Below are 18,493 nucleotides of genomic sequence, written 5' to 3'. Positions count from 1 at the left end.
CTAATATGAGGCTGCGGAGGACAGCCCATGCAATACAGCTCCGAACTCATTCGAACGATGCGTCAGGCGCTGGAGGCCGTGATGGCCAGCGTGCCGCCCGATCAGTCGGTGTTCGGCCTGAAGGCGGCGGTCGCCGAATGCATCCTGAAGGCGGCCGCACACGGTCAGACGTCCTACGACGGACTGGTCACGTCGGCTTCCGACCAGGTTCAGGCGATCATCTCGATGCTGAATTGAGGTGGGCTTGCGCCGAGCAGGCGATGACCTGAGCGGGCGGGGTAACAACGCAAATCGGGTGAGGGTGCCTCCAGCGCGCACTGGAGGAGACTGGCGCACCCGACACGATTCGAACGTGTGACCTTTGCCTTCGGAGAACTCAAGCCGGGGTAATTCCTGTTTGTTTGCAACATCTTTCGACCTCTAACATGCGTGAACGAAGCCAGAATTGATCCGCGTAGCGCGGACGAAACGCGGACGGTCATGAGAAGGCCTCGGCGGCGCCTTTCAGGAAGTCCGGATGATGGTGGCCGTAAACCCGCTGCAGCGTCTCCACGGTCATTTGCAGATAGCCAGCAGCCTCCCAGAGAGGGACGCCCCGCTGCATGAGCCAGGTGGCGCAAGTATGCCGGAGCACATGTGGCGTGACCTCGCCCAGCCCTGCCCGGACGCAAGCCGACGCAAAGCCGCGCTTGATGTCCTTAAGTCGGTTCCCGTTCTCGTGGACTACAAAACCCATTTCGGTCCCGCGCCTGCGCGCCCGGCGCAGGTGCGCCAGCAGTCGGCGCGGGATCGGCTGCCGCGCACGTCGCTTGTTGGAGCGACGTGCACCAGGCGTGTTGAAATCCATCCGGCTGGCGGCGAGATCGACTTGGTTCCATCGGAGGGACAGGATCGCGCTCTTTCGCTGACCAGAGTACAGACCCAGCAAGATAAAGAGAGGAAGATGCAGCCGAACTCTCGGCTCGCGCATCGCCTCTCTCAGAAGAGCCGCCGCTTCCCTGTGGGTCAGCCAGCGATCGCGTGCCTCAGGGCTTTCCGGCAGAGCGACTGAAACAATTCGCGCTAGGCGGCCGGCCCGATGAGCGTGATTGATTGCTGCGCGGAGCACGCCGAGTTCGCGTCGAGCAGTGCCTGGCGAGCGCTTGCGAAAAGCGACGTATCCCCTGCAAGTTTCGCCCGTGACGTGGGCGACGGTTTTACCCTGCCAGAAGGGTGTTAGCGCCTTGACTGCCGCAGCAATGCGCCAAGGTGCCTCCGTATCAGGGCCGCGTTCTTCGGCGTAGTCAGCCATCACGTCTGTGACGAGGATCTCGCGGGGGTCCCGCGGGCCAATGTCGCGCGTTCGAACGTGGAGGAAGTCTGCTAGCGCGGTTTCAGCGAGCTTGCGATCCGCAGTGCCCGTTGAGCGCTCGCGGCTGCGTCCGGCATCAGACCAGACGATGTAGAAACATTTTCTTTTCTTGAGGAAGCGAAGGCGCGGTCCCTGGTTTCGTCGCGGCATGGTTGCACCGTGTTCTCGATGATGAAAGTCTCGATCGCGTCTCGCGGAATGACCAAACGCGCTCCGACTCGGATATGCGCAATTTTGCCGCCTGCAATCAGTCCCCGCACTTGAGCTTTCGTTAGCCCGAGCACGTCCGCTACTTGCTGAGGTGTCGGCAGCATCGGCAGGTCCGAGATAGATCCGGCCATCGGTTTGCGCTCCATGTTCTCAGATTTCCCCGCGCTCCGCCAACCCGGCGAATTGCTCGGCAACGCCCTTCACAATGAAGTCGAGCAGCAAAACGATCGCGCCTTCCTTGCGTCCGGAGCCAGCCACGCTGGCCGACCCGATCGGAAAGAACACTTGTTCGAAAGGCGTATTCTTCCGATCGGCACGCACAACCGCGGCGGTGCCGTCAGGATAGGCACAAAGCGCCGTCAGTGCCCCGCCCCCATAGAGCTCGCCTGGGGCGCGTTCGAAGCCCGGCGCCTCGAGAGGGTTGGACCGATCAGTAAATTGCAGAGCCGCGTTGCATGCGGCCTTAGGGCTCATTCCCAATTCAACGAGTCTCGCCGCGACCGCCATTTGCAGAACCCGCCGCGGAGAGAGTAGCGCTGTCGCCCCGCGTCCGCTCGACGGCTGATCGCTCTCTCTCCTCTTAAGCAGAAGCCACCGCTTCTTCACCCATGATTGCGCAGTGAAGAGTTTCAAATCAGCGATTTCGGCGCCGACCGAAGTCGGCACCAGAGGTGCGTCAAACATGCTGAATGTCCAGTGTTCGAATTTGGAAAAACGCTTTGCGCCTACCCTGGACTCGGTGTTTCCGAGAGGGATGCGCCGAAGCCTTGTGCGGCTTGCGTTCGAGAGCCCTGACGACCTTGGCCGCCCCGATCCTCTCGATCTCACTACCCTGATCAATGGAATCAGTAGTGAGGCGCTTCGCACTTAGTACGGCGATCCTAACCAAATTGCAAGCGCCGCCGGGAATCGCTCCCCAGCGGCGGCAACATTCATTGTGTTGTTCTGCACTCACGCCAGCGAAATGGTCTCGACACCAGGCAGCAGCTCGGCGCCGCTCGATGCTGCGATATTCTCGAGCAGCTGACGGTGCGAGCGCGCGCCGGCGTCGGCCGCTTCCACTGTTGCAGCGTCGGTCCATAGCTCACTGTTGATTAGTGCGCAAAGCCGAGCCTGCAGGACGATGTCATCGACTGTTTGCGGCTGGCAGCTCATGATTCGGCCTTGCAGAACGGCGAGCTCTGAATTCAGAGCCTCCCATCTGGTAAGCTCTGGATCCTCGACCGTCGCGAACTCGTCACGCCCCCTCTGCTCGCGCCACCGTCCATAGAAATCAGCAAACCTGGCGGCGAGCTCGTGAGGAATGCCATTAGTGGGCGCAGTCGCAATCGACGGCGTGGTGATGAGGGGCAGGGCAGCAGTTGAACTCAACGCAGACATGACGCTTCTCCGGGTTACCAGTGACCGTTCCGCCGCGGCCGGCTGGCCGGGCAAGCCCGATATTGCCGCAGAGGCGGCTGGGAAGCCCGTACAGCCTTGGACGTGCGGCGTGGCCGTTGGCAGCGCGGCAGGGCCGCTAAGCCCGCCAGGCCGCCGCTCCGCAGCCGGGCGCATGGCCGAGCGATCGAAATAGGCGCTGAGATCCGCCGAAGGCGGAAACATCGGTCGTTGAAGTGTCATGTTGCGTGCTCTGTTGTCGGGCTTTCCAAGGCCCGCGCAGCGGGACAGCCGCTGCAGCCGGGGGTTGGAAACTCGCCAGAGCGACGAGCCGAGCGCTTTTACCGGTTGCCCGGCTGGACAGCACGCCCGACCCCGGCCATAAAAGCAGGGTTCGGAGCCGCACCGCCAAGTGCGTCCGTTTAGGCGGTTCTCACAGAGACCACCTAGTTCAGCCGTCACCCCCGACGCCAATCGGGAGCATCCTGACCAAGGATGTGCGGCTATAGCTCTGGTCCGGGTTTCCAAGCCCACGGACAGATTCACTGATTTGCAGCCGATTGCAAGCCGTCCCTGGGCGGCTTTCGCGCGGGCATGAGCTAATGTAGTTTGCCCTCGAGAGCCGCGGCATGGGCGCCAGCGGTCAAAAATCGCAAAGTCTTCAGGAGATTAAGCTATGCCGATAGAAGTTATAATGGGCGACCCTGAAGATCTTTTAGATCCGCAGTCAGCTGAAAGCCCGCAAGTTGACGCCGACGAATTCTTCGCGAAGAACGCGTTCCGAATCGTCTATCAAACCAATAATTTCTTTCTTCCTCAAATTCGCGATCTGATCGATCGGGGAGAGGTGATTAACATTCGGCCTGAATATCAGAGGCGACTGCGCTGGAGTGCGCAGCAAAAATCTAAGTTGATAGAATCTCTGCTACTGAATATTCCAGTGCCCCCCGTGTTTCTTTACGAGAGCGATGCCGCTCGCTACGAGGTCATGGACGGACAGCAACGGCTAAATGCAGTGCGCGAATTCATTGCCGGCGACTTTGCTTTGTCCGGCTTACCAGTTTTAGCGCCGCTGAATGGCCTGCGCTACTCGCGGTGCCCTCCACGGATCAAACGCGCTCTTGATCGAGGAAGCCTATCGGCCATTGTGCTGCTCCTGGAAAGCGAAATGGAAAAATCCGCGAGAGGCAATCTCACGATGACCGATTTGCGCCGGTTCATTTTCGATCGCCTGAATACTGGCGGCACCAAATTGAACCCTCAAGAGATACGTAACGCTCTCAATCCAGGACCATTCAACAGGATTATAATTGAGCTCACCCGCTTCCGTTTATTCACAGAAGTCTTCGACATTCCACCATACATCGAAGCAGACCCAAACGAGTATTACGAGAATCCGAGCAGGCAACTCAACGGTCTTTACGCCTCGATGGGAGACTGTCAGTTGGTCTTGCGCTATTTCGCGCTGAAGGATGAACCAAACATCCGCGGATCAATGCGGGCGATGCTTGATCGTGCGATGCAGCGCCAGGTCTCAGATGCAGAAGCAGACAGCTTGAAGGAAGAGTATCAGCAACGTTTCGCCTTTCTTTACAATCTTTTCGATAAACGGCCGTTTCTGTTGCCGCCAGACGACAAGGGGCGCGAACGGATTTCGGCTGCGATCTACGATGCGTCCATGGTGGCCACCAACATGCTGTGGGACCATGCGGCCGCGATGCTAGCCGACAAAGCTGGCGTCCAGGAGCGTATGATGAGCGCGATGATGGATACTGATCGTCTGACCGTCCTAACCGCCAGGGGAAATACAGCTCGGTCGGTCCGCGAGCGCATTTCCCTGGTGCGCGCTATTCTGAGGCCATGAGAAGCTGGAATGGCCAATGAGTTTGCTCTCGCAACTGAAGAATTCATGGAAGACCTGGCGGCAATCAGATCACTCGTTGTGGCGTTTGACGATCCGCTCAAGGGTACTCCAAAGACTCGGGTCGCGGCGGCGAACTCGGCGACGCTGTTGTTGGCCGCTACGTTCGAGGAGTACGTTCGAGAGATGGCCCTCACTTGCGCTAAGCTTGTGATCCAGAGCGCGACAAGATTTGAAGATCTTCCTCGCAACATCGCGCCGACAGCGTGGCGGCGAACGCTTGCTACATTGACGCGTATCGACGTGAGTGCAGGCAATCCAAACGGTTCAAGTGATGCAGAGCTTGCACTCGCGCTCACGCGATTCAACGCGGTGCATCAGTTTTGCAACGGCGATCTATCCCAGGACATATATGCTGATCTGATACACAACGAAAACAATATGCGACCAAATGAAATCAACGCCTTATTCAAACTAAGCAACGTGACTGACATCTGCTCAAAAATATCCGATAAGGCTCCGCTGATCGACAATTTCGGCGAAAGCGAGCAGGGAAAGACCCATGGCAAACTGCTAAAATACCTCAACGAATTTTTCGAGCGTCGAAACGAAATTGCGCATTCTCTTCGGCTGGTTCGGTCGAGTGGCCCCGCTCAAATATTGCACGACGTCGACGTGTTTGACGCGATCGGTAGGTCTCTTGCGGAAACGATGAACAACATCATGCCTCAAGTCGTGCCTCGCACCCCTGCGCCGGAAGCAAAGCCGCAATCGTCATGGTGGTCGTCCTGGACATCGCCAGGGAGGTGGACCAAGCGTGATCATCATTAAAGACTGCCAAGTCCACTTCTCTAGGGTGCAACCCGCACCACGCACTCCGCTACCAGCGTTTGGCTACACGATCCGAAGTGGCGCACTGGTGCCGCCCTGCGGCGAACCGGAGAACATTCCCGCAAGCGGCGCGCCGATGGTGCCCGACGTGCCACTAGAGTGATTGAGGTTCAAGACGGTGCCGCCAGTGGTGCAGTCCGCCGTGCACGAAAGAGCCTAATTCGACGATCGGCCCATGGGACTGCAGTTGCCTATCGCCGCCTGAAGGACAAATAGGATGGTTGAACAAGCCAAAGACCCGACGGATGATAAGTACGTCCAGCAATTTAAAAAGCACCTCGAACAGGTCGACGCCTTCACCCTGGTCGTGCTCAAGAGCCATCTCATCATGGAGAGCGCGATCGACAACATCATCCGGCTGATCTTTTTCCACCCGGATATCCTCCTCGACGCCCGCATGAACTTTTTCCAAAAGGTTGAGATTGTGCGCGCATATTCGCTACGTGAGGACGAGATGTCGATTTGGAAGCTCATGCACGCGATAGCGGAGCTGCGGAACGAGGTGGCCCACAATCTTGAGCCGAAGAAACGGGCGTCCCGGATGGATAAGGTTCGCAAGCTATTCTGTTCGGAGGCCCCAGAAGAAGTCGCAGAGACGCATAAAGACGATCCCGACGAGATGATCGTGATCTTGGCTTCTAGTCTGTGCACCGGCTTCTTGGGCTCACACGAAAAGGACTTGGCTGGGCTTAGGAAGGCGATCGACCGCATCGCGGATGCAAACGTTCCGCGTAATGCCGATGGCTCGATAAAGAAGAAGCCGGTGAAGGGGTACGGCTAGCGCCTAAAGGACGGCTCAGTCTGCTTGGGAGCGCGGGTCGCATGATCGGATCTTGTCGGGCCGGTGCCTTAGCACTCGCATGGAAATGCCCGCGGCGCTGTCTTGAGGGGATGCGGGCCGGCCGTTGCGTGGCGGCGATGCCTGTCGCGGCAGCCTGCGAAAATTGCCATTATGGTGTTCCTTTGTTGAGTTGCGGCATGAGAAAGATCGATGCAGTTAGAATTGAAAAAAGTTCAGCCACAAAAAAGGGGGCGACGCTTCCTTCCGAGAGAAGGTCGCCCCCACTATGCCAGCCTTGAATCCTTGAACCCATGCGTCACATCACCGGGGCAGGCAGGATTCTTTTCGTTGTTCGCCGGGCTGCGGCAGCGTCAATGTCTGCCCCGAATTCAATTAAACGCCTGCGCCAGCCGGAAACGCGCCGTGCACGAACGCGGCCGGCCGCTTGACTGCCATCGCGAGCCGCTCCTCGGCGCGAACCGTGAGCATGTTCTTGATGAAGTTGTCGCGATCTTCCGAGCTGACGAGCACCTCAGCGTCTAGCCTGTCAAAGATCTGCGCACCGTCGAGGAAGGCACCGACCAGGAATTCGCCGGTGGCCATGGCCGGCGTTCCGACAACAGGCCGGCCCCAAATCGTGGTTATCGGCGGTCCGAATGGGCCGCCGCCGATGTAACGATCATCGCCGTCCTTGATGATCTTCAAGGACTCGAGGTCGTTGTTATTCAACACGATGCCGGTCGCCGGCAGCAACGCCACCTCGCTTTGCGCGATCGCATGCGCGAGCGTATCGAAAGCCGTATCGAGAGTGATGTTCCGGCTGGTCTCGTAAGCGGTCGCCTGAGGGACGATGCCGTAGATGTGCTGGCCGGCGCCGCTTCCGAGCAAAAGCTCCTCCTCCTCCTTAACGCTGAGGCCGTAGCGCAGCTCGCCGTCGATCGTCGACTGCAGCATCGGAGCGTCATCCATCGCCTGGCGAGACACGGGAACCCAATGGGCGATCGTGCGCACGGGCGCGTCGGCTTCGGTCCAGGCAAACACCGATTCGGGCTTCTGGGCGCCCTCGGTCACCACCGCGGCATTGTTGGTGCGGGTGGTCTGCCGGACATAGTTGACGCTATTGCTGTTCGTGGTGCCTGGCGCGATCAGCCCGCGAATCGTCAGCCGGCGCTTTGGCAGGCCGACGATCTCGCTGCGCCGATCGGGAGCGATCATCCCGCCAGCGGACGTGCTGGCGGAGGTGATGGCCTGCACAACCGCAGAAATATTCCCGCGGCCGGCCGAGCCGCCGAAATTCTTGAAGGCCTCGGAACGGATGAAGATCTCGCCAGGCGACTCACTCGAGCTGCCGCCGAAGCGGCCGCCGCGATGAGCTCCATCGGCCAAAAGCTGCTCGACATCGCGGTTGCGGGTTTCGAGCTCGTCGATGCGCCTTTGAGCAGCTTCAATGCGGGTACGCGCGTCGCCGCCGATCCGGGCGACTTCCGCGCCGATCTCGCTCAGCACGCGCTGTACGGGGTCGGCTTCATTCCTCGGAAAGCCGACAACTGACCGCGGCTGGTTAACCGCGAGTGCGGCAATGGCAACGTGCGGCATTGTACGCCGCGGGTTCATGCGAATGGTAGTCATGGTGCGCTCCTTTCGAGCGGGATTGATGATCTCGCGTTGTGACAGCTTGCGCTCGCCTCGAGCGAGGTGATTTCAACGGGGAAAAGTGATTCCGGCTTGTTGTCCGGTCCCAGCGCCTGGCATGGGCTTCGACAGCGTCGCGCGTGTCGGGTCTCTAGCCGCCGAATCGAAACGCGCGGCGGCTGAGACGCGGTCAAGCTCGATTATTTTTCTAAATGCTGTCAATTGAAATTTTGACGGCGCTGCGCCTCCGCGGTGAGCAGCTCGCGCTCGAAGGCGTCGGCAGCATCGCGCAGGCGACAAACTACGGCGGCGCCGCCTTCCGATCGCGCTGCGCGCACCAGCGCGGCTGCCAACATCGACTGCTCGGCCATCTCGGCCGGCACGCCAACAGCGACCAGGTCGTCGAGGTGGCGATGCCAAACGCGAGCCAGGTTCTGCTCAATGGTGGCTGGATTGGTCGCAAGCATGCTGACGATTGTGCGATTTGCGTTTTCAGGCTTCGACATCGGGAGTTTCTCCGTTTGAGGTTGAGAGGTTTCGTCTCGCGGCGCTACGCAACGCCCAATTCAGGCGCGACCAATCCGATCGTTGCGCTTTCGCCTGCGCGGTGCGGCAAGGATCACTGCAGAACCGCTGCGGCCGGCCACGGCGGCGAACAATTTCGAACGGTTTTCCGCAGACATCGCAGGAAGTCGACTGCGCGAGCGGCAGCGAGAGCTGCGGGAATTTATTCGTCCGATCGAGGCCCTCGATCGATGTCGACGTCTGAGCATCGCCTGTAAGGCCTTGATCTGTCTCACACCTTTTTTGAGCGGTCATGTCGATCGTCCGTCGGAGGTCCGAAAATGCGGTCCAGGCAGGAAAAAAACCTGCGAATGAGAGAGAGGCCGGTCTCAGCGCTGCAGATCCAGTGACTTTTGACCCACCCCCCAGGTCAGAGGCTCGCCGTCATGGTGGCGGCCGCGCCAGGCGCGCAGCTGCGGCGAAGCTAGCCAGGGCGGCATCATCGAGCTGACCACGACGCTGCAGCGTGGTTAGCCTTGCGCGCTGCGCATCGCTCAGCTCGCCTAGAATCAACCAACCTTCCGATCCAAGCCGCTGAGCTATGCGGTTCTGGACGACCTCTGTCGGCTCGCACTTCCCTTGGAAAGCCCGCAGACGCTCGTCAGCGGAATTCGCAGTTGTTCGCGCTGAAGGTTCTATTGGATGTTCTATTGAAGGTTTATGCCGCACAGCTGTGCGGTATGGTGGGCGGGCCTGGTGCGGTACGGTGACCGGGTCTGGTGCGGCATGGTGAGGCTTGGTTGCGGGCCCATTTGCCGGCCTTGACCGTACCGCAGATTGCGGCTCGGACATTTCTGCAACACCCATCGCCAGGTGATACTTTCTGCCATCCCACTGGCCGCGGCCGCCGGGCCGCGTTTCGACGCGCATCAGGCCGAGCTTAACGAGCGACTTGATGCGCCGCTGGACGGTATCGACGCTTTGCTCAGTGTCCCTAGCGAGGGTCTCTTGCGTGGGCCAGCAAATGCCCTTGTCGTCCGCATAGTTCGCCAGCGCGTACAAGGTTATCTTGTTCGAAGCCGAGCCTGTTACCTGCTTTGCAGCCCAAGCGGTAGCCTGCCAGCTCATGACTGATCGTCCTCGCGACCGGAGCGACAGACCGGCTCGAGCAGTTCGGCCATGAACCGCGCCCGAACAGTGGTGCGCGTTGCGCGCCAGACAGCGCGCAGCGTCCGCAGCTCGTCGGCTGAGCCGCTGGCCCTCAGCATTCCCTCACGAATGCGCTGCCGTACGGCCGGATCAGCCATGCGGGCCTTGGTCGCTTCGCTTATTTTGGCGCGCTCCGCAGGATCGCTCAGCTGCGCACGCCTGGTCGCCGCTATTTTGGTGTTGGTTTCTTGGTTATGCTTCCAGCCGCCCGGTTTCACGACTGCCTCCGCGAGGCGTGCCGGCCTGCAAAACCCTTCCGTACTGGAAGTGTTTTTCGGTAGCGCGTGGCGGCGAACAACTGTGCCGACAAGGAACAGTTGTTTCCGGAAGCCGCAGCGGTGACGCTCAGAGAATTCTTCGCTTTTGGCAGAATTCTTTCGCCCTCGAACGACTTTGCGCGCGACGGCAAAACCCGTTCCATCGCAGAACAGGTTCTTTGGCTGCAAGAACGCCCTGCGAACAGATTACGCGGACATTCTGCGGACTGATGAGTTTGAAAGTGCGGAAAACTGGCGCACCCGACACGATTCGAACGTGTGACCTTTGCCTTCGGAGGGCAACGCTCTATCCAGCTGAGCTACGGGTGCTAGTCGAGGTTCATTTAGCCGATTGGCGGAGGGTGGGCAACCGCTTCCGCCGGCTTCGTCCAGGCTGATTTGGGCTAGGCTGATTTACGAGTCGCGCGGTCAGGAACCGGCACGCCGTCCCGCCCGAGCTTGGCGAACTCGGCGAGCAGCCGTTCGGAGCACATGACGCGGTTGCGGCCGAGCCGTTTGGCCGCATAGAGCGCCTGGTCGGCCGCGCCCAGCAGCCGTTGGGGGCTGTCGTCGGTTTCGTCCGGAATGTGGCTGGCGACGCCGACACTCAGGGTGACGTGCTCGCCGGCACCGATGGCGCCGTGGGTGACCCGCAGGGCCATCACCGCGCAGCGGATTTCGTCGGCGATGGCGCAGGCGGCATCGCAACCCATGTCCGGCAGGATCAGCGCGAATTCCTCGCCGCCCTAACGGCTGGCGAGATCGGCGGGCGCACGGCATACCGGCTGACGACGGACGCGACCGCGCGCAGGCATTCGTCGCCGCTCTGGTGGCCGTGGCGGTCGTTGAACAGCTTGAAATGATCGACATCGACGAACAGCAGCGCCATGGGCTTCTGCGTCCGCTGGGCGCGGGCCCATTCACTCATCAGCATCTGGTCGAACGCGCGGCGGTTCGACAGGCCGGTCAGCCCGTCCTTGGTGGCAAGCTCCTTCAGGGCCATCTCGGCGCGCTTCTGGTCGGCAAGGTCGCGCAAAGTCTCCACCACCGCGATCAGATGGCCGGCCTCGTCGTGAATGGGGCCGGCGTCGATGGCGAGATAGAGCTGGCTGCCGAGCTTCGGCATCACGCACCAGTTTTCGGCGCTGAAGCCGAGCCCGTTATGACCGCGCGCGGCATATTCCGAATAGAACGCCGGCAGCTGTTCCGGGCGGTCGAGCGCGACGAGGTCAGCGAGGCAAGGGCGCCTGGTCTCGTAGAAGGCCTGCCAGTGCTTATTGGTGCCGATCACCTCGGAGGCGGCGACACCGGTCAGCCGCTCGCAGGCCCTGTTCCAGATCACGACGCGGCGCTTGGGGTCGATCACGAAGGTCGGCACCACCAGATGCTGCATCAGCCGCACGGCATAGGAATCCGCAACGTCGACCGTCTTGGCTGGCGTTTTCCCCGGCTTCGCCATCTCAGGCCACCGCCGCCACCGGCAAGGCATGGCTCGAACCGAACAGCTTTCGCACTTCGCTGGCCGGCTTCGGTCTGCTGAAGAGATAACCCTGCATCTCCGTGCAGCCGAGCGCACGCAGCATCTCGCGCTGCGCCTCGGTCTCGACGCCCTCCGCGACCGTGGTCATGTCGCTGGCGGCGGCGATGTTCACCACCGCCTGCACGATCACGGGCGCGCCGCTCGTCTCGGCGATATCAGCGACGAAACAGCGGTCGATCTTGATCTTGTCGAACGGAAAGCGCTTCAGATAGCTGAGCGAGGAGTAGCCGGTGCCGAAATCGTCGAGCGCGATGCGCACGCCGATGGCGCGGAGCTGGTGCAGGATCGAGAGCGCCGCCTCGTCGTCGCGGATCAGCACGGCCTCGGTGATCTCGAGCTCGAGCCGGGAGGGGGCAAGTCCGGAAGCGACGAGCGCGCCGGCGATCCGCAGTGCCAGCGTGTCGCATTTGAGCTGCACCGGCGAGACGTTGACCGCGACACGCACATGCGCCGGCCAGGTCGCGGCCTCGTTGCAGGCCATGCGCAGCACCCAGTCGCCGAGCTCGTTGATCAGGCCGGTGTCCTCGGCAATCGGAATGAACTCCGCCGGCGACACCATGCCGCGCTCGGGATGCCGCCAGCGCAGCAGCGCCTCGCAGCCTGTGACCTCATTGGTGCGCAAGTCGACCAGCGGCTGATAGTGGATCTCGAAACCGCCGTTCACCAGGGCCTGCCGCAGATCCTGCTCCAGGCTCAGGCGCGCCTTGGCGCTCGCATCCATCTCCGGCTCGAAGAAGCGGTGAGCGCGGCGTCCTCCGGCCTTGGCGCCGTACATCGCGAGATCGGCATTCTTGATGAGCTGGTCGAGATCGGTGCCGTCCTGCGGCGCCATCGCGATGCCGATGCTGGCGTCGGTGGAGAGCTGATGGCCGAAGCAGTGATAGGGCCGGCGGATCGCCTCGAAGATCCGCGTCACGAATGACACCACGTCGGCGGACGACTTGATGCCGGTCTGGATCACCGCGAATTCGTCGCCGCCGAGCCGCGCGATCAGGTCGTCCTGTCCGAGGCAGCCGCGGATGCGGGCGGCGATTCCCTTCAACAGCTCGTCGCCGACGTGATGGCCGAGCGAATCGTTGATGCCCTTGAACTCGTCGACGTCGATATAGAGCAGCGCGAACTGACTGCCGCCGCCGACCTTCTCAAGTTCGCGCTCGATCTGCTCGCGGAATAGCGTCCGGTTGGGCAGGTCGGTGAGCGCATCGTAATGCGCCATATGCGCGATCTTCTCGTCGGCGCGCCGTCGTTCGGTGACGTCCTCGACCACGTTGATGAGGTAACGCGGCTCGCCGGAATTGTCGCGGATCCCGATCCGGGTCGAGGTGATGTAGCGCATTCCCTTGGCCTGGCTCTGCCAGGCATGTTCGTCTTTGAACAATCCCTCGGTCATCTGCAGCGCCTTGCTGTCGTCGTCGGTGACGACTCTGGCGGAGGCATCCGGGTAAATGTCGAAGGGAGTCTTGCCAACGATGTTTTCACTCGATTGGCCGAATTGCTCTTCCGCGGTCCGGTTGACCAGCAGATATTGCCGCGTTTGAGCATCCTTCACCGTGATCTGCGATGGGATGTGGTCGATGATCTCGCGCAGGAACATGTAGTTGCGGTCGCGTTCCTGCTCCAGATTGCGGCGTTCGGTGATGTCTTCGATCGTGGCCACCCATCCGCCCTGCGCGAGTGGGGTGTTGATGACCTGGAAAGCGCGGCCGCTCGGCAAGTGATGGCTTCTGGTGGAGACCGTGCCCTCCGCGACGATCCTCATGACGTCGGCGCAAAATGCCTCGACATCGCCTTCGAACGCGCCGCGCTCCTTGCGATGATACATCGCCTCGCGGATGTGACAGCCGGGCTTGATGACGTCGTGGGAGAGGCCGAACATGTCGGCGTAGCGGCGGTTGCAGGTGACGATGTATCCGGCTGCATCGTACAGGATCAACCCTTGCGACATGTTGTTCAAGGCGGTGTCGAGCCGCCCTCGCTCCGCTTCCAGCCGCTGCTGCGCCTCCCGATTCTGACGGCTGATCTGGCGAACGATCAGGAACAGGATCAGCGCAATCACGGTCGCCGAAAGCGCGGCGGTGGTGACCATGAAACCGGTCTGCTGCCGCCAGTCGGCCAGCGCCGCGCTCGTGGTGTTGGTCGCGACGATGACCAGCGGGAAATGCGAAAGCGAGGCGCCGGAGCCGAGGCGCTCGTCGCCGTCGATCGGGCCCCTGACGCGCAGGGTGTGCCGGCCACCTTCGGCCAGCATCTTGCGCATCAGCGGCGCGTCCTTGAAGTCCCTGCCGATCAGCTCTTCGACATGCGGGTAGCGCGACAGCATCTTGCCATTGCGGTCGAACAGCGAGATCGCCGTGCCCTCCGCAAGCGCAACGGATGCGAAATAGTTCTGGTAGCTGTCCGGATCGATCCGGCGGACCATCGTGCCGAGGAAGCTGCCGTCCACGCCGCTCAGCCGACGTGCGACAATCGTGGTCCATTTGCCGATGATGAAACTGCGGACCGACTCCAGAATCACCGGTTCGGCCATCGGATCGGATTTGAAGGTCTGGAAGTAGGCGCGCGAGGAGATGTTGATCTTGGGCAGCGGCTGGGCTCGCGACCAGTTGATCAGCTCGCCGTCGGCATCGTAGATCGCGATGTCGCCGAGATAAGACACCGAGCTGATCTTGCTCCGCAGCATCTGGTTCGTCGCGGGTCCGGACATGCGCTCGCGGAAAGCCGTGGCGGAACTGATCTCCGGCAGATTCATCTGCCCGATCACATCGGCGGCGACGACGTCCGCATCTTCGAATTGTTGATCGAAGTGCCGCGCGATCAGCTGCACCGTGTTTTCCAGCTCGCGCTCGCGGTTGGTCAGGGTACGTTCGCGAAATTCGCCGACGGCCATGGCGGTCACCGCGAAGATCCCGGCGACCAGCAACACGCCGCACAAAGTAAGCCACAGCACCGGTCCGCGCCGGATGGCTGCCTCCCAGCCGTGCTTCGCGGCTAGGAACATTCGTGACGCAATCTCTGCAAAGACCTGGCGCATTCCCTCCCCCTGGAAGGACAGGAATACACCGCACAAATGGCGTAAAGCTTAGGAAAGCCAGTTACCTGGGGGTTAATCTCGTTGCACGAATACGGTTGCGCCGAGCGAGCCGCCGCGCTGCATCATGAATCACGCGTTAATGCGATCCGCTCGCGCTCTTGTCGCCGCCGAGATTGCGCAGCCGTCCGACCACGCCGGTCGGAAAGAAGTAGACGCTGGCGATGAAAAGCAGCCCGAGCCACAGCAGCCAGCGGTCTGGATGCAACAGCCCCGGCAGCAGTGGCAGGCCGGCTTCCGAGGCCGCCTTGGAGGCGACGCCCATCAGCGCCTGCAGATAGTTCTGGGCGAGGATGAAGATGGTGGCGCCGATGATCGCGCCGTAGATCGTGCCCATGCCGCCGATCACGACCATCAGCAGGATGTCCAGCATGATCGAGAAGCTGAGCGAGGTATCGGGACCGGCATAGCGCAGCCACAGTGCATTGAGAATGCCGGCGCCGGCGGCGACCAGTGCGGCGATGCAGTTGGCGTAGCTCAGGTGGAAAACGGTGCGGAAGCCGAGCGCCTCGGCGCGGAAGCGGTTTTCGCGGATCGCCTGCAGCACGCGCCCGAACGGCGAGTTCACCACCCGCAGCAAAGCGAGGATCATCAGGGCCGAGACGGCGAACACCAGATAGTAGGTCAGGAGGCGGCCGTTGACCTCGAATCCCAGCACGTTCTTCGAGATCAGCACCGTGCCGGGCCTGAGCAGCTCGGGCAGCTGAAAGCTGCGCCCGTCTTCGCCGCCGGTCAGCCAGGACAGCTGCGAGGCCAGCACCTGGAAGGCGGATGCGACCGCGAGCGTGATCATGGCAAAGAAGATCGCGGCAACCCGCAGCGAGAACAGTCCGATCGCAAGCGCAAGCAGCGCGGCAAGCGGCAGGCCGACCACGATGCCGGTTGCGACCGCGCCCCAATTCGGGCCCATCCCGTACAGCGCGATCGCGATCGCGTAGCTGCCGATCCCGTAGAACATGGTGTGTGCGAATGACACCGAGCCGGTATAGCCGAGCAGGAGGTCGTAGGAGGCGACCAGCGCGGCGAAGACGCAGATCTTGGCCGCGACGTTCAGCGCCTTCGCCCCGGGAGACAGGAACGGCGTCGCCACCAGCGCCAGGATGATGAGGACGAGAACGAGCGTGAGCACGCGGCTGCGCGGCGGATCGCCTGACAGGATCATCATCGGCTGGTCACCGCATAGAGGCCGCGCGGCCGCCACATCAGAATGGCGACCATCAGCAGGATATTGGAGACGAGGGCGAGCTTAGGCACCAGGAAGCCGCCGTAATTGGCAATCATCGCCACCAGGATCGCGCCGATGAAGCAGCCGCCGATCGAGCCGAGGCCGCCGATGATGACGACGATGAAGATCAGGACGGTGAGGTCGTCGCTCATGGAGGCGTGGACTTGCTCGCGATACAGCGCCCACATCACGCCGCCGAGGCCGGCGAGCGCCGATCCCGTCATGAACACGCCGAGGAACAGACGGCGAATGCGATAGCCGAGCGCCTCGACCATCTCGCGGTTCTCGACGCCGGCGCGGATCAGAAGGCCAAGCTTGGTTCGGTTGAGCACGAGCTGGATCGCGATGAAGACGGCGAGGCCGATCAGCGTCGCCAGCACGCGGTATTTCGCGATCGCGACGTCGCCGAGGATGAAGGAGCCGCGCAGCGACGTCGGCAGCGGCGTCGGGATGATCTGCGGCCCCCACACCGCATAGAGCGTCTGCTCGGCGACGATCAGGCCGCCCGTCGTCATCAGGATCTGCTTCAGATGCTGACCGTAGACGGGCAGGATCAGCACCCGCTCGACAACCAGCCCGAGCGCGCCGGATACCGCCATCGACAGCAGTGCCGCCGGCGCCAGCACCGCGAGGTTAGTCCACAGCGAATCCGCCTGGAGGGAAGCGGCGAACGGCGCCAGCACCAGGGTCGCGACATAGGCCCCGACCGCGATGAAGGCGCCATGGCCGAAATTGAGCACGTCCATCAGGCCGAACACGAGCGTCAGGCCGGAGGCCATGATGAAGATCATCATGCCCATCGCGAGGCTCGCGGCCGTCAGCGTCAGCCAGGTGCTGGGCGAGCCGATCAGCGGGATCATCACCAGGGCGACCGCGATCGGCAGCAGGATCGGCGCGATGTCGCGCTTCGGCTTCGGCAGCGGATCGGTTGCGGCGAGCTCGGTCATTGATGCGTCTCCAGGCTCAGGCCGAGCAGCCGCTCCTGCAGCGGCACGTCTGAGGCCAAGGCCGCCATCTCGCCGCGATGAACGATGGTGCCGTTGTCCATCACCAGCACGTTGTCGCCGAGCTCGCGGGCGGCAAAGAAATTCTGCTCGACCATCAGGATCGTGGCGCCCTTGCGCTTGATCTCCTTCAGGCACTCGATCAGCGCCATCACGATCGCCGGCGCCAACCCCTTGGTCGGCTCGTCGATCAGCAGGAGCTTGCGGGGTTCGATGATGGCGCGGGCAATCGACAGCATCTGCTTCTGTCCGCCCGAGAGACTTCCCGCGCGCGACAGCCAGAACCGGCGCAGCGCGGGGAAGAAGCCAAAAATCCAGTCCAGCTGGGCGTCGTCGAGTGGTCCGTCGCGCGCCGCCAGCACCAGATTTTCCTTCACCGTGAGGTCGGAGAACACCGCCATGCTCTCCGGCACGTAGCCGACGCCGAGCCGCGCGATGTCGGGCGTCGCACGGCTCTCGATGCGCTCGCCGGCGAGGCTGATCTCGCCGGAGGAGGCCTGCCAGAGGCCCATGATGGTGCGCAACGTCGTGGTCTTGCCGGCGCCGTTGCGGCCGAGCAGCATCGTGGTCTGCCCCTGCGCGACAGCGAGATCGATGCCCTGGAGGATGTGATAGCGGCCGATATGAGTGTGAACACCGGAGAGCCTCAACAGATCGGTCATGCTGCGCTCCCTGCAACTTTATTGGGCGCGACGCCGAGATAGGCTTCCTGCACGATCGGTGACGCAATCACCTCGGCAGGCCTGCCGTCCGCAACAAGCTGCCCGTTATGCAACACGATGATGCGGTCGGCGAGCGATCGCACCACGTCCATCTTGTGCTCGACCAGGAGAATGATCCTGCTTTTGTCCTGCTTGAGCTGCGCGATCAGGTTCAGCACGACCGGCACCTCGTCGATGCTCATGCCCGCGGTCGGCTCGTCGAACATGAACACCTTTGGCTCGAGCGCCATCATCAGCGCGACCTCGAGCTTGCGCTGATCGCCATGCGACAGTGCGGTCGCGGCGACGCCACGGCGGCCGCCGAGCGCGACCTGATCCAGGATAGCATCGGCGCGGGCGATCAGATCGCGGCGGACCATCCAGGGCCGCAACATGTCGTAGTGAGTGCCGTTGGCGGCCTGCACCGCGAGGCGGACGTTTTCCTCCACCGACAGATTCGGAAAGAGGTTGGTGAGCTGGAAGGCGCGCCCCAGGCCTGCGCGCGTCCGCATCGGCGCGGAATGCTGGGTGATGTCGGTGCCGTCGAACAGAATGCTGCCGCTCGATGCGCGGAGCAGGCCGGAGATCAGGTTGAAATAAGTGGTCTTGCCGGCGCCGTTCGGGCCGACGATCGCGGTGAGTTCGCCCGGGCGGAAGCTGCAAGTGACGCTGTTGACCGCGACATGGCCGCCGAAGCGGATGGTGAGGTCGCGGGTTTCGAGGGTCAGCGTCATGGCGGATCTGGCAAATGATGAGAGGAGAATTTGTCCGCGATCAGGCTGCGCTCCCTCTCCCGCTTGCGGGAGAGGGTGGGAGAGGGTGTCTCCTCAGGCGAGAACCCCAAGAGGACAGAGCCTTCTCC

At 62.0% G+C, this 18,493-nt stretch carries 20 protein-coding genes and 1 tRNA gene; 4 read left to right on the top strand and 17 right to left on the bottom strand.

Annotated elements, in window-relative coordinates; translation table 11 throughout:
* Positions 1-27 precede the first annotated feature (27 nt).
* Entirely contained in the window at positions 28-237 is a 210-nt protein-coding gene (locus tag IVB19_RS35995; protein ID WP_007598219.1) for a hypothetical protein, read from the top strand.
* Between the two features lie 241 nt (positions 238-478).
* Here the strand turns inward: IVB19_RS35995 and IVB19_RS35990 are convergent, their stop codons facing one another.
* From IVB19_RS35990 to IVB19_RS35975, 4 genes are all read right to left on the bottom strand, one after another.
* Complete coding sequence (locus IVB19_RS35990) at positions 479-1,291, bottom strand: site-specific integrase (protein ID WP_247820828.1); 813 nt, start codon at positions 1,289-1,291, stop codon at positions 479-481.
* Positions 1,292-1,362: 71 nt separating this feature from the next.
* Positions 1,363-1,707 (bottom strand): helix-turn-helix domain-containing protein, encoded by a 345-nt coding sequence (locus IVB19_RS35985; RefSeq protein WP_247820824.1) that lies wholly within the window; start codon positions 1,705-1,707, stop codon positions 1,363-1,365.
* Positions 1,708-1,711: 4 nt separating this feature from the next.
* Positions 1,712-2,245, bottom strand: a complete 534-nt coding sequence (locus tag IVB19_RS35980; RefSeq protein WP_247820823.1) for a hypothetical protein — start codon at positions 2,243-2,245, stop codon at positions 1,712-1,714.
* Positions 2,246-2,512: 267 nt separating this feature from the next.
* Positions 2,513-2,941 carry a hypothetical protein gene (locus tag IVB19_RS35975; RefSeq protein ID WP_247820821.1) on the bottom strand — a complete coding sequence of 143 codons (429 nt, stop codon included), beginning with the start codon at positions 2,939-2,941 and terminating at the stop codon, positions 2,513-2,515.
* A 673-nt stretch (positions 2,942-3,614) separates the two neighbouring features.
* On the opposite strand from IVB19_RS35975, the gene IVB19_RS35970 reads away from it, so the two are divergent.
* The 3 genes from IVB19_RS35970 (at position 3,615) to IVB19_RS35960 (ending at position 6,471) form a co-directional block, all read left to right on the top strand.
* Positions 3,615-4,802: a DUF262 domain-containing protein gene (locus tag IVB19_RS35970; protein WP_247820820.1), complete on the top strand. Its 1,188-nt coding sequence runs from the start codon at positions 3,615-3,617 to the stop codon at positions 4,800-4,802.
* Positions 4,803-4,811: 9 nt separating this feature from the next.
* Positions 4,812-5,630: a HEPN domain-containing protein gene (locus IVB19_RS35965; protein ID WP_247820818.1), complete on the top strand. Its 819-nt coding sequence runs from the start codon at positions 4,812-4,814 to the stop codon at positions 5,628-5,630.
* Between the two features lie 277 nt (positions 5,631-5,907).
* Positions 5,908-6,471, top strand: coding sequence for a hypothetical protein (locus IVB19_RS35960; protein ID WP_247820817.1), 564 nt, complete (start codon positions 5,908-5,910; stop codon positions 6,469-6,471).
* Positions 6,472-6,864: 393 nt separating this feature from the next.
* Here IVB19_RS35960 and IVB19_RS35955 read toward each other — a convergent pair whose 3' ends face one another.
* The 13 genes from IVB19_RS35955 to IVB19_RS35900 form a co-directional block, all read right to left on the bottom strand.
* On the bottom strand, positions 6,865-8,100 hold the full coding sequence (locus IVB19_RS35955) for a phage major capsid protein (RefSeq protein WP_247820816.1): 1,236 nt from the start codon (positions 8,098-8,100) through the stop codon (positions 6,865-6,867).
* Between the two features lie 221 nt (positions 8,101-8,321).
* Positions 8,322-8,570, bottom strand: coding sequence for a hypothetical protein (locus IVB19_RS35950; protein ID WP_247820815.1), 249 nt, complete (start codon positions 8,568-8,570; stop codon positions 8,322-8,324).
* A 25-nt stretch (positions 8,571-8,595) separates the two neighbouring features.
* Positions 8,596-8,922, bottom strand: coding sequence for an eL24 family ribosomal protein (locus IVB19_RS35945; RefSeq protein ID WP_247820813.1), 327 nt, complete (start codon positions 8,920-8,922; stop codon positions 8,596-8,598).
* Between the two features lie 129 nt (positions 8,923-9,051).
* Positions 9,052-9,735 carry a helix-turn-helix domain-containing protein gene (locus IVB19_RS35940; protein ID WP_247820812.1) on the bottom strand — a complete coding sequence of 228 codons (684 nt, stop codon included), beginning with the start codon at positions 9,733-9,735 and terminating at the stop codon, positions 9,052-9,054.
* On the bottom strand, positions 9,732-10,262 hold the full coding sequence (locus tag IVB19_RS35935; RefSeq protein ID WP_247820811.1) for a hypothetical protein: 531 nt from the start codon (positions 10,260-10,262) through the stop codon (positions 9,732-9,734). Before IVB19_RS35935 ends, IVB19_RS35940 begins: the two co-directional genes overlap by 4 nt.
* A 64-nt stretch (positions 10,263-10,326) precedes the next feature.
* Positions 10,327-10,403 (bottom strand) — tRNA-Arg (locus tag IVB19_RS35930).
* Between the two features lie 74 nt (positions 10,404-10,477).
* Positions 10,478-10,786, bottom strand: a complete 309-nt coding sequence (locus IVB19_RS40155; protein ID WP_253075500.1) for a diguanylate cyclase domain-containing protein — start codon at positions 10,784-10,786, stop codon at positions 10,478-10,480.
* A gap of 11 nt (positions 10,787-10,797) precedes the next feature.
* Positions 10,798-11,532 carry a sensor domain-containing diguanylate cyclase gene (locus IVB19_RS40150; RefSeq protein WP_253075554.1) on the bottom strand — a complete coding sequence of 245 codons (735 nt, stop codon included), beginning with the start codon at positions 11,530-11,532 and terminating at the stop codon, positions 10,798-10,800.
* Between the two features lies 1 nt (position 11,533).
* Positions 11,534-14,644, bottom strand: a complete 3,111-nt coding sequence (locus tag IVB19_RS35920) for a bifunctional diguanylate cyclase/phosphodiesterase (RefSeq protein WP_247295905.1) — start codon at positions 14,642-14,644, stop codon at positions 11,534-11,536.
* A 136-nt stretch (positions 14,645-14,780) separates the two neighbouring features.
* A complete protein-coding gene (locus IVB19_RS35915; RefSeq protein WP_026233042.1) occupies positions 14,781-15,866 on the bottom strand; it encodes a branched-chain amino acid ABC transporter permease in 1,086 nt (361 codons plus the stop codon).
* The gene (locus tag IVB19_RS35910) at positions 15,863-16,873 is read right to left on the bottom strand and encodes a branched-chain amino acid ABC transporter permease (RefSeq protein ID WP_247295907.1); all 1,011 of its coding nucleotides are present in this window, start codon (positions 16,871-16,873) and stop codon (positions 15,863-15,865) included. The genes IVB19_RS35915 and IVB19_RS35910 overlap by 4 nt, the downstream gene beginning before the upstream one ends.
* Positions 16,870-17,592, bottom strand: a complete 723-nt coding sequence (locus IVB19_RS35905) for an ABC transporter ATP-binding protein (protein ID WP_018455863.1) — start codon at positions 17,590-17,592, stop codon at positions 16,870-16,872. The genes IVB19_RS35910 and IVB19_RS35905 overlap by 4 nt, the downstream gene beginning before the upstream one ends.
* Positions 17,589-18,365 (bottom strand): ABC transporter ATP-binding protein, encoded by a 777-nt coding sequence (locus IVB19_RS35900; RefSeq protein WP_247820810.1) that lies wholly within the window; start codon positions 18,363-18,365, stop codon positions 17,589-17,591. Before IVB19_RS35900 ends, IVB19_RS35905 begins: the two co-directional genes overlap by 4 nt.
* Positions 18,366-18,493: the final 128 nt, after the last annotated feature.

The organism is Bradyrhizobium sp. 187, assembly GCF_023101005.1.
Lineage (GTDB): Bacteria > Pseudomonadota > Alphaproteobacteria > Rhizobiales > Xanthobacteraceae > Bradyrhizobium > Bradyrhizobium canariense_D.
The sequence above is the reverse complement of the archived record's forward strand: the minus strand, read 5'-3'. Positions and strand labels throughout refer to the sequence as shown.

Excerpts from the sequence above, each read along its gene's own strand:
- IVB19_RS35940 (WP_247820812.1), bottom strand. The coding sequence starts at position 9,735 with ATGAGCTGGCAGGCTACCGCTTGGGCTGCAAAGCAGGTAACAGGCTCG.
- IVB19_RS35965 (WP_247820818.1), top strand. The coding sequence starts at position 4,812 with ATGGCCAATGAGTTTGCTCTCGCAACTGAAGAATTCATGGAAGACCTG.
- IVB19_RS35900 (WP_247820810.1), bottom strand. The coding sequence starts at position 18,365 with ATGACGCTGACCCTCGAAACCCGCGACCTCACCATCCGCTTCGGCGGC.
- IVB19_RS35920 (WP_247295905.1), bottom strand. The coding sequence starts at position 14,644 with ATGCGCCAGGTCTTTGCAGAGATTGCGTCACGAATGTTCCTAGCCGCG.
- IVB19_RS35910 (WP_247295907.1), bottom strand. The coding sequence starts at position 16,873 with ATGACCGAGCTCGCCGCAACCGATCCGCTGCCGAAGCCGAAGCGCGAC.
- IVB19_RS35990 (WP_247820828.1), bottom strand. The coding sequence starts at position 1,291 with ATGGCTGACTACGCCGAAGAACGCGGCCCTGATACGGAGGCACCTTGG.
- IVB19_RS35915 (WP_026233042.1), bottom strand. The coding sequence starts at position 15,866 with ATGATGATCCTGTCAGGCGATCCGCCGCGCAGCCGCGTGCTCACGCTC.
- IVB19_RS35950 (WP_247820815.1), bottom strand. The coding sequence starts at position 8,570 with ATGCTTGCGACCAATCCAGCCACCATTGAGCAGAACCTGGCTCGCGTT.
- IVB19_RS35995 (WP_007598219.1), top strand. The coding sequence starts at position 28 with ATGCAATACAGCTCCGAACTCATTCGAACGATGCGTCAGGCGCTGGAG.
- IVB19_RS40150 (WP_253075554.1), bottom strand. The coding sequence starts at position 11,532 with ATGGCGAAGCCGGGGAAAACGCCAGCCAAGACGGTCGACGTTGCGGAT.
- IVB19_RS35960 (WP_247820817.1), top strand. The coding sequence starts at position 5,908 with ATGGTTGAACAAGCCAAAGACCCGACGGATGATAAGTACGTCCAGCAA.
- IVB19_RS35905 (WP_018455863.1), bottom strand. The coding sequence starts at position 17,592 with ATGACCGATCTGTTGAGGCTCTCCGGTGTTCACACTCATATCGGCCGC.
- IVB19_RS35975 (WP_247820821.1), bottom strand. The coding sequence starts at position 2,941 with ATGTCTGCGTTGAGTTCAACTGCTGCCCTGCCCCTCATCACCACGCCG.
- IVB19_RS35955 (WP_247820816.1), bottom strand. The coding sequence starts at position 8,100 with ATGACTACCATTCGCATGAACCCGCGGCGTACAATGCCGCACGTTGCC.
- IVB19_RS35985 (WP_247820824.1), bottom strand. The coding sequence starts at position 1,707 with ATGGAGCGCAAACCGATGGCCGGATCTATCTCGGACCTGCCGATGCTG.
- IVB19_RS40155 (WP_253075500.1), bottom strand. The coding sequence starts at position 10,786 with ATGGGTTGCGATGCCGCCTGCGCCATCGCCGACGAAATCCGCTGCGCG.
- IVB19_RS35980 (WP_247820823.1), bottom strand. The coding sequence starts at position 2,245 with ATGTTTGACGCACCTCTGGTGCCGACTTCGGTCGGCGCCGAAATCGCT.
- IVB19_RS35970 (WP_247820820.1), top strand. The coding sequence starts at position 3,615 with ATGCCGATAGAAGTTATAATGGGCGACCCTGAAGATCTTTTAGATCCG.
- IVB19_RS35945 (WP_247820813.1), bottom strand. The coding sequence starts at position 8,922 with ATGACCGCTCAAAAAAGGTGTGAGACAGATCAAGGCCTTACAGGCGAT.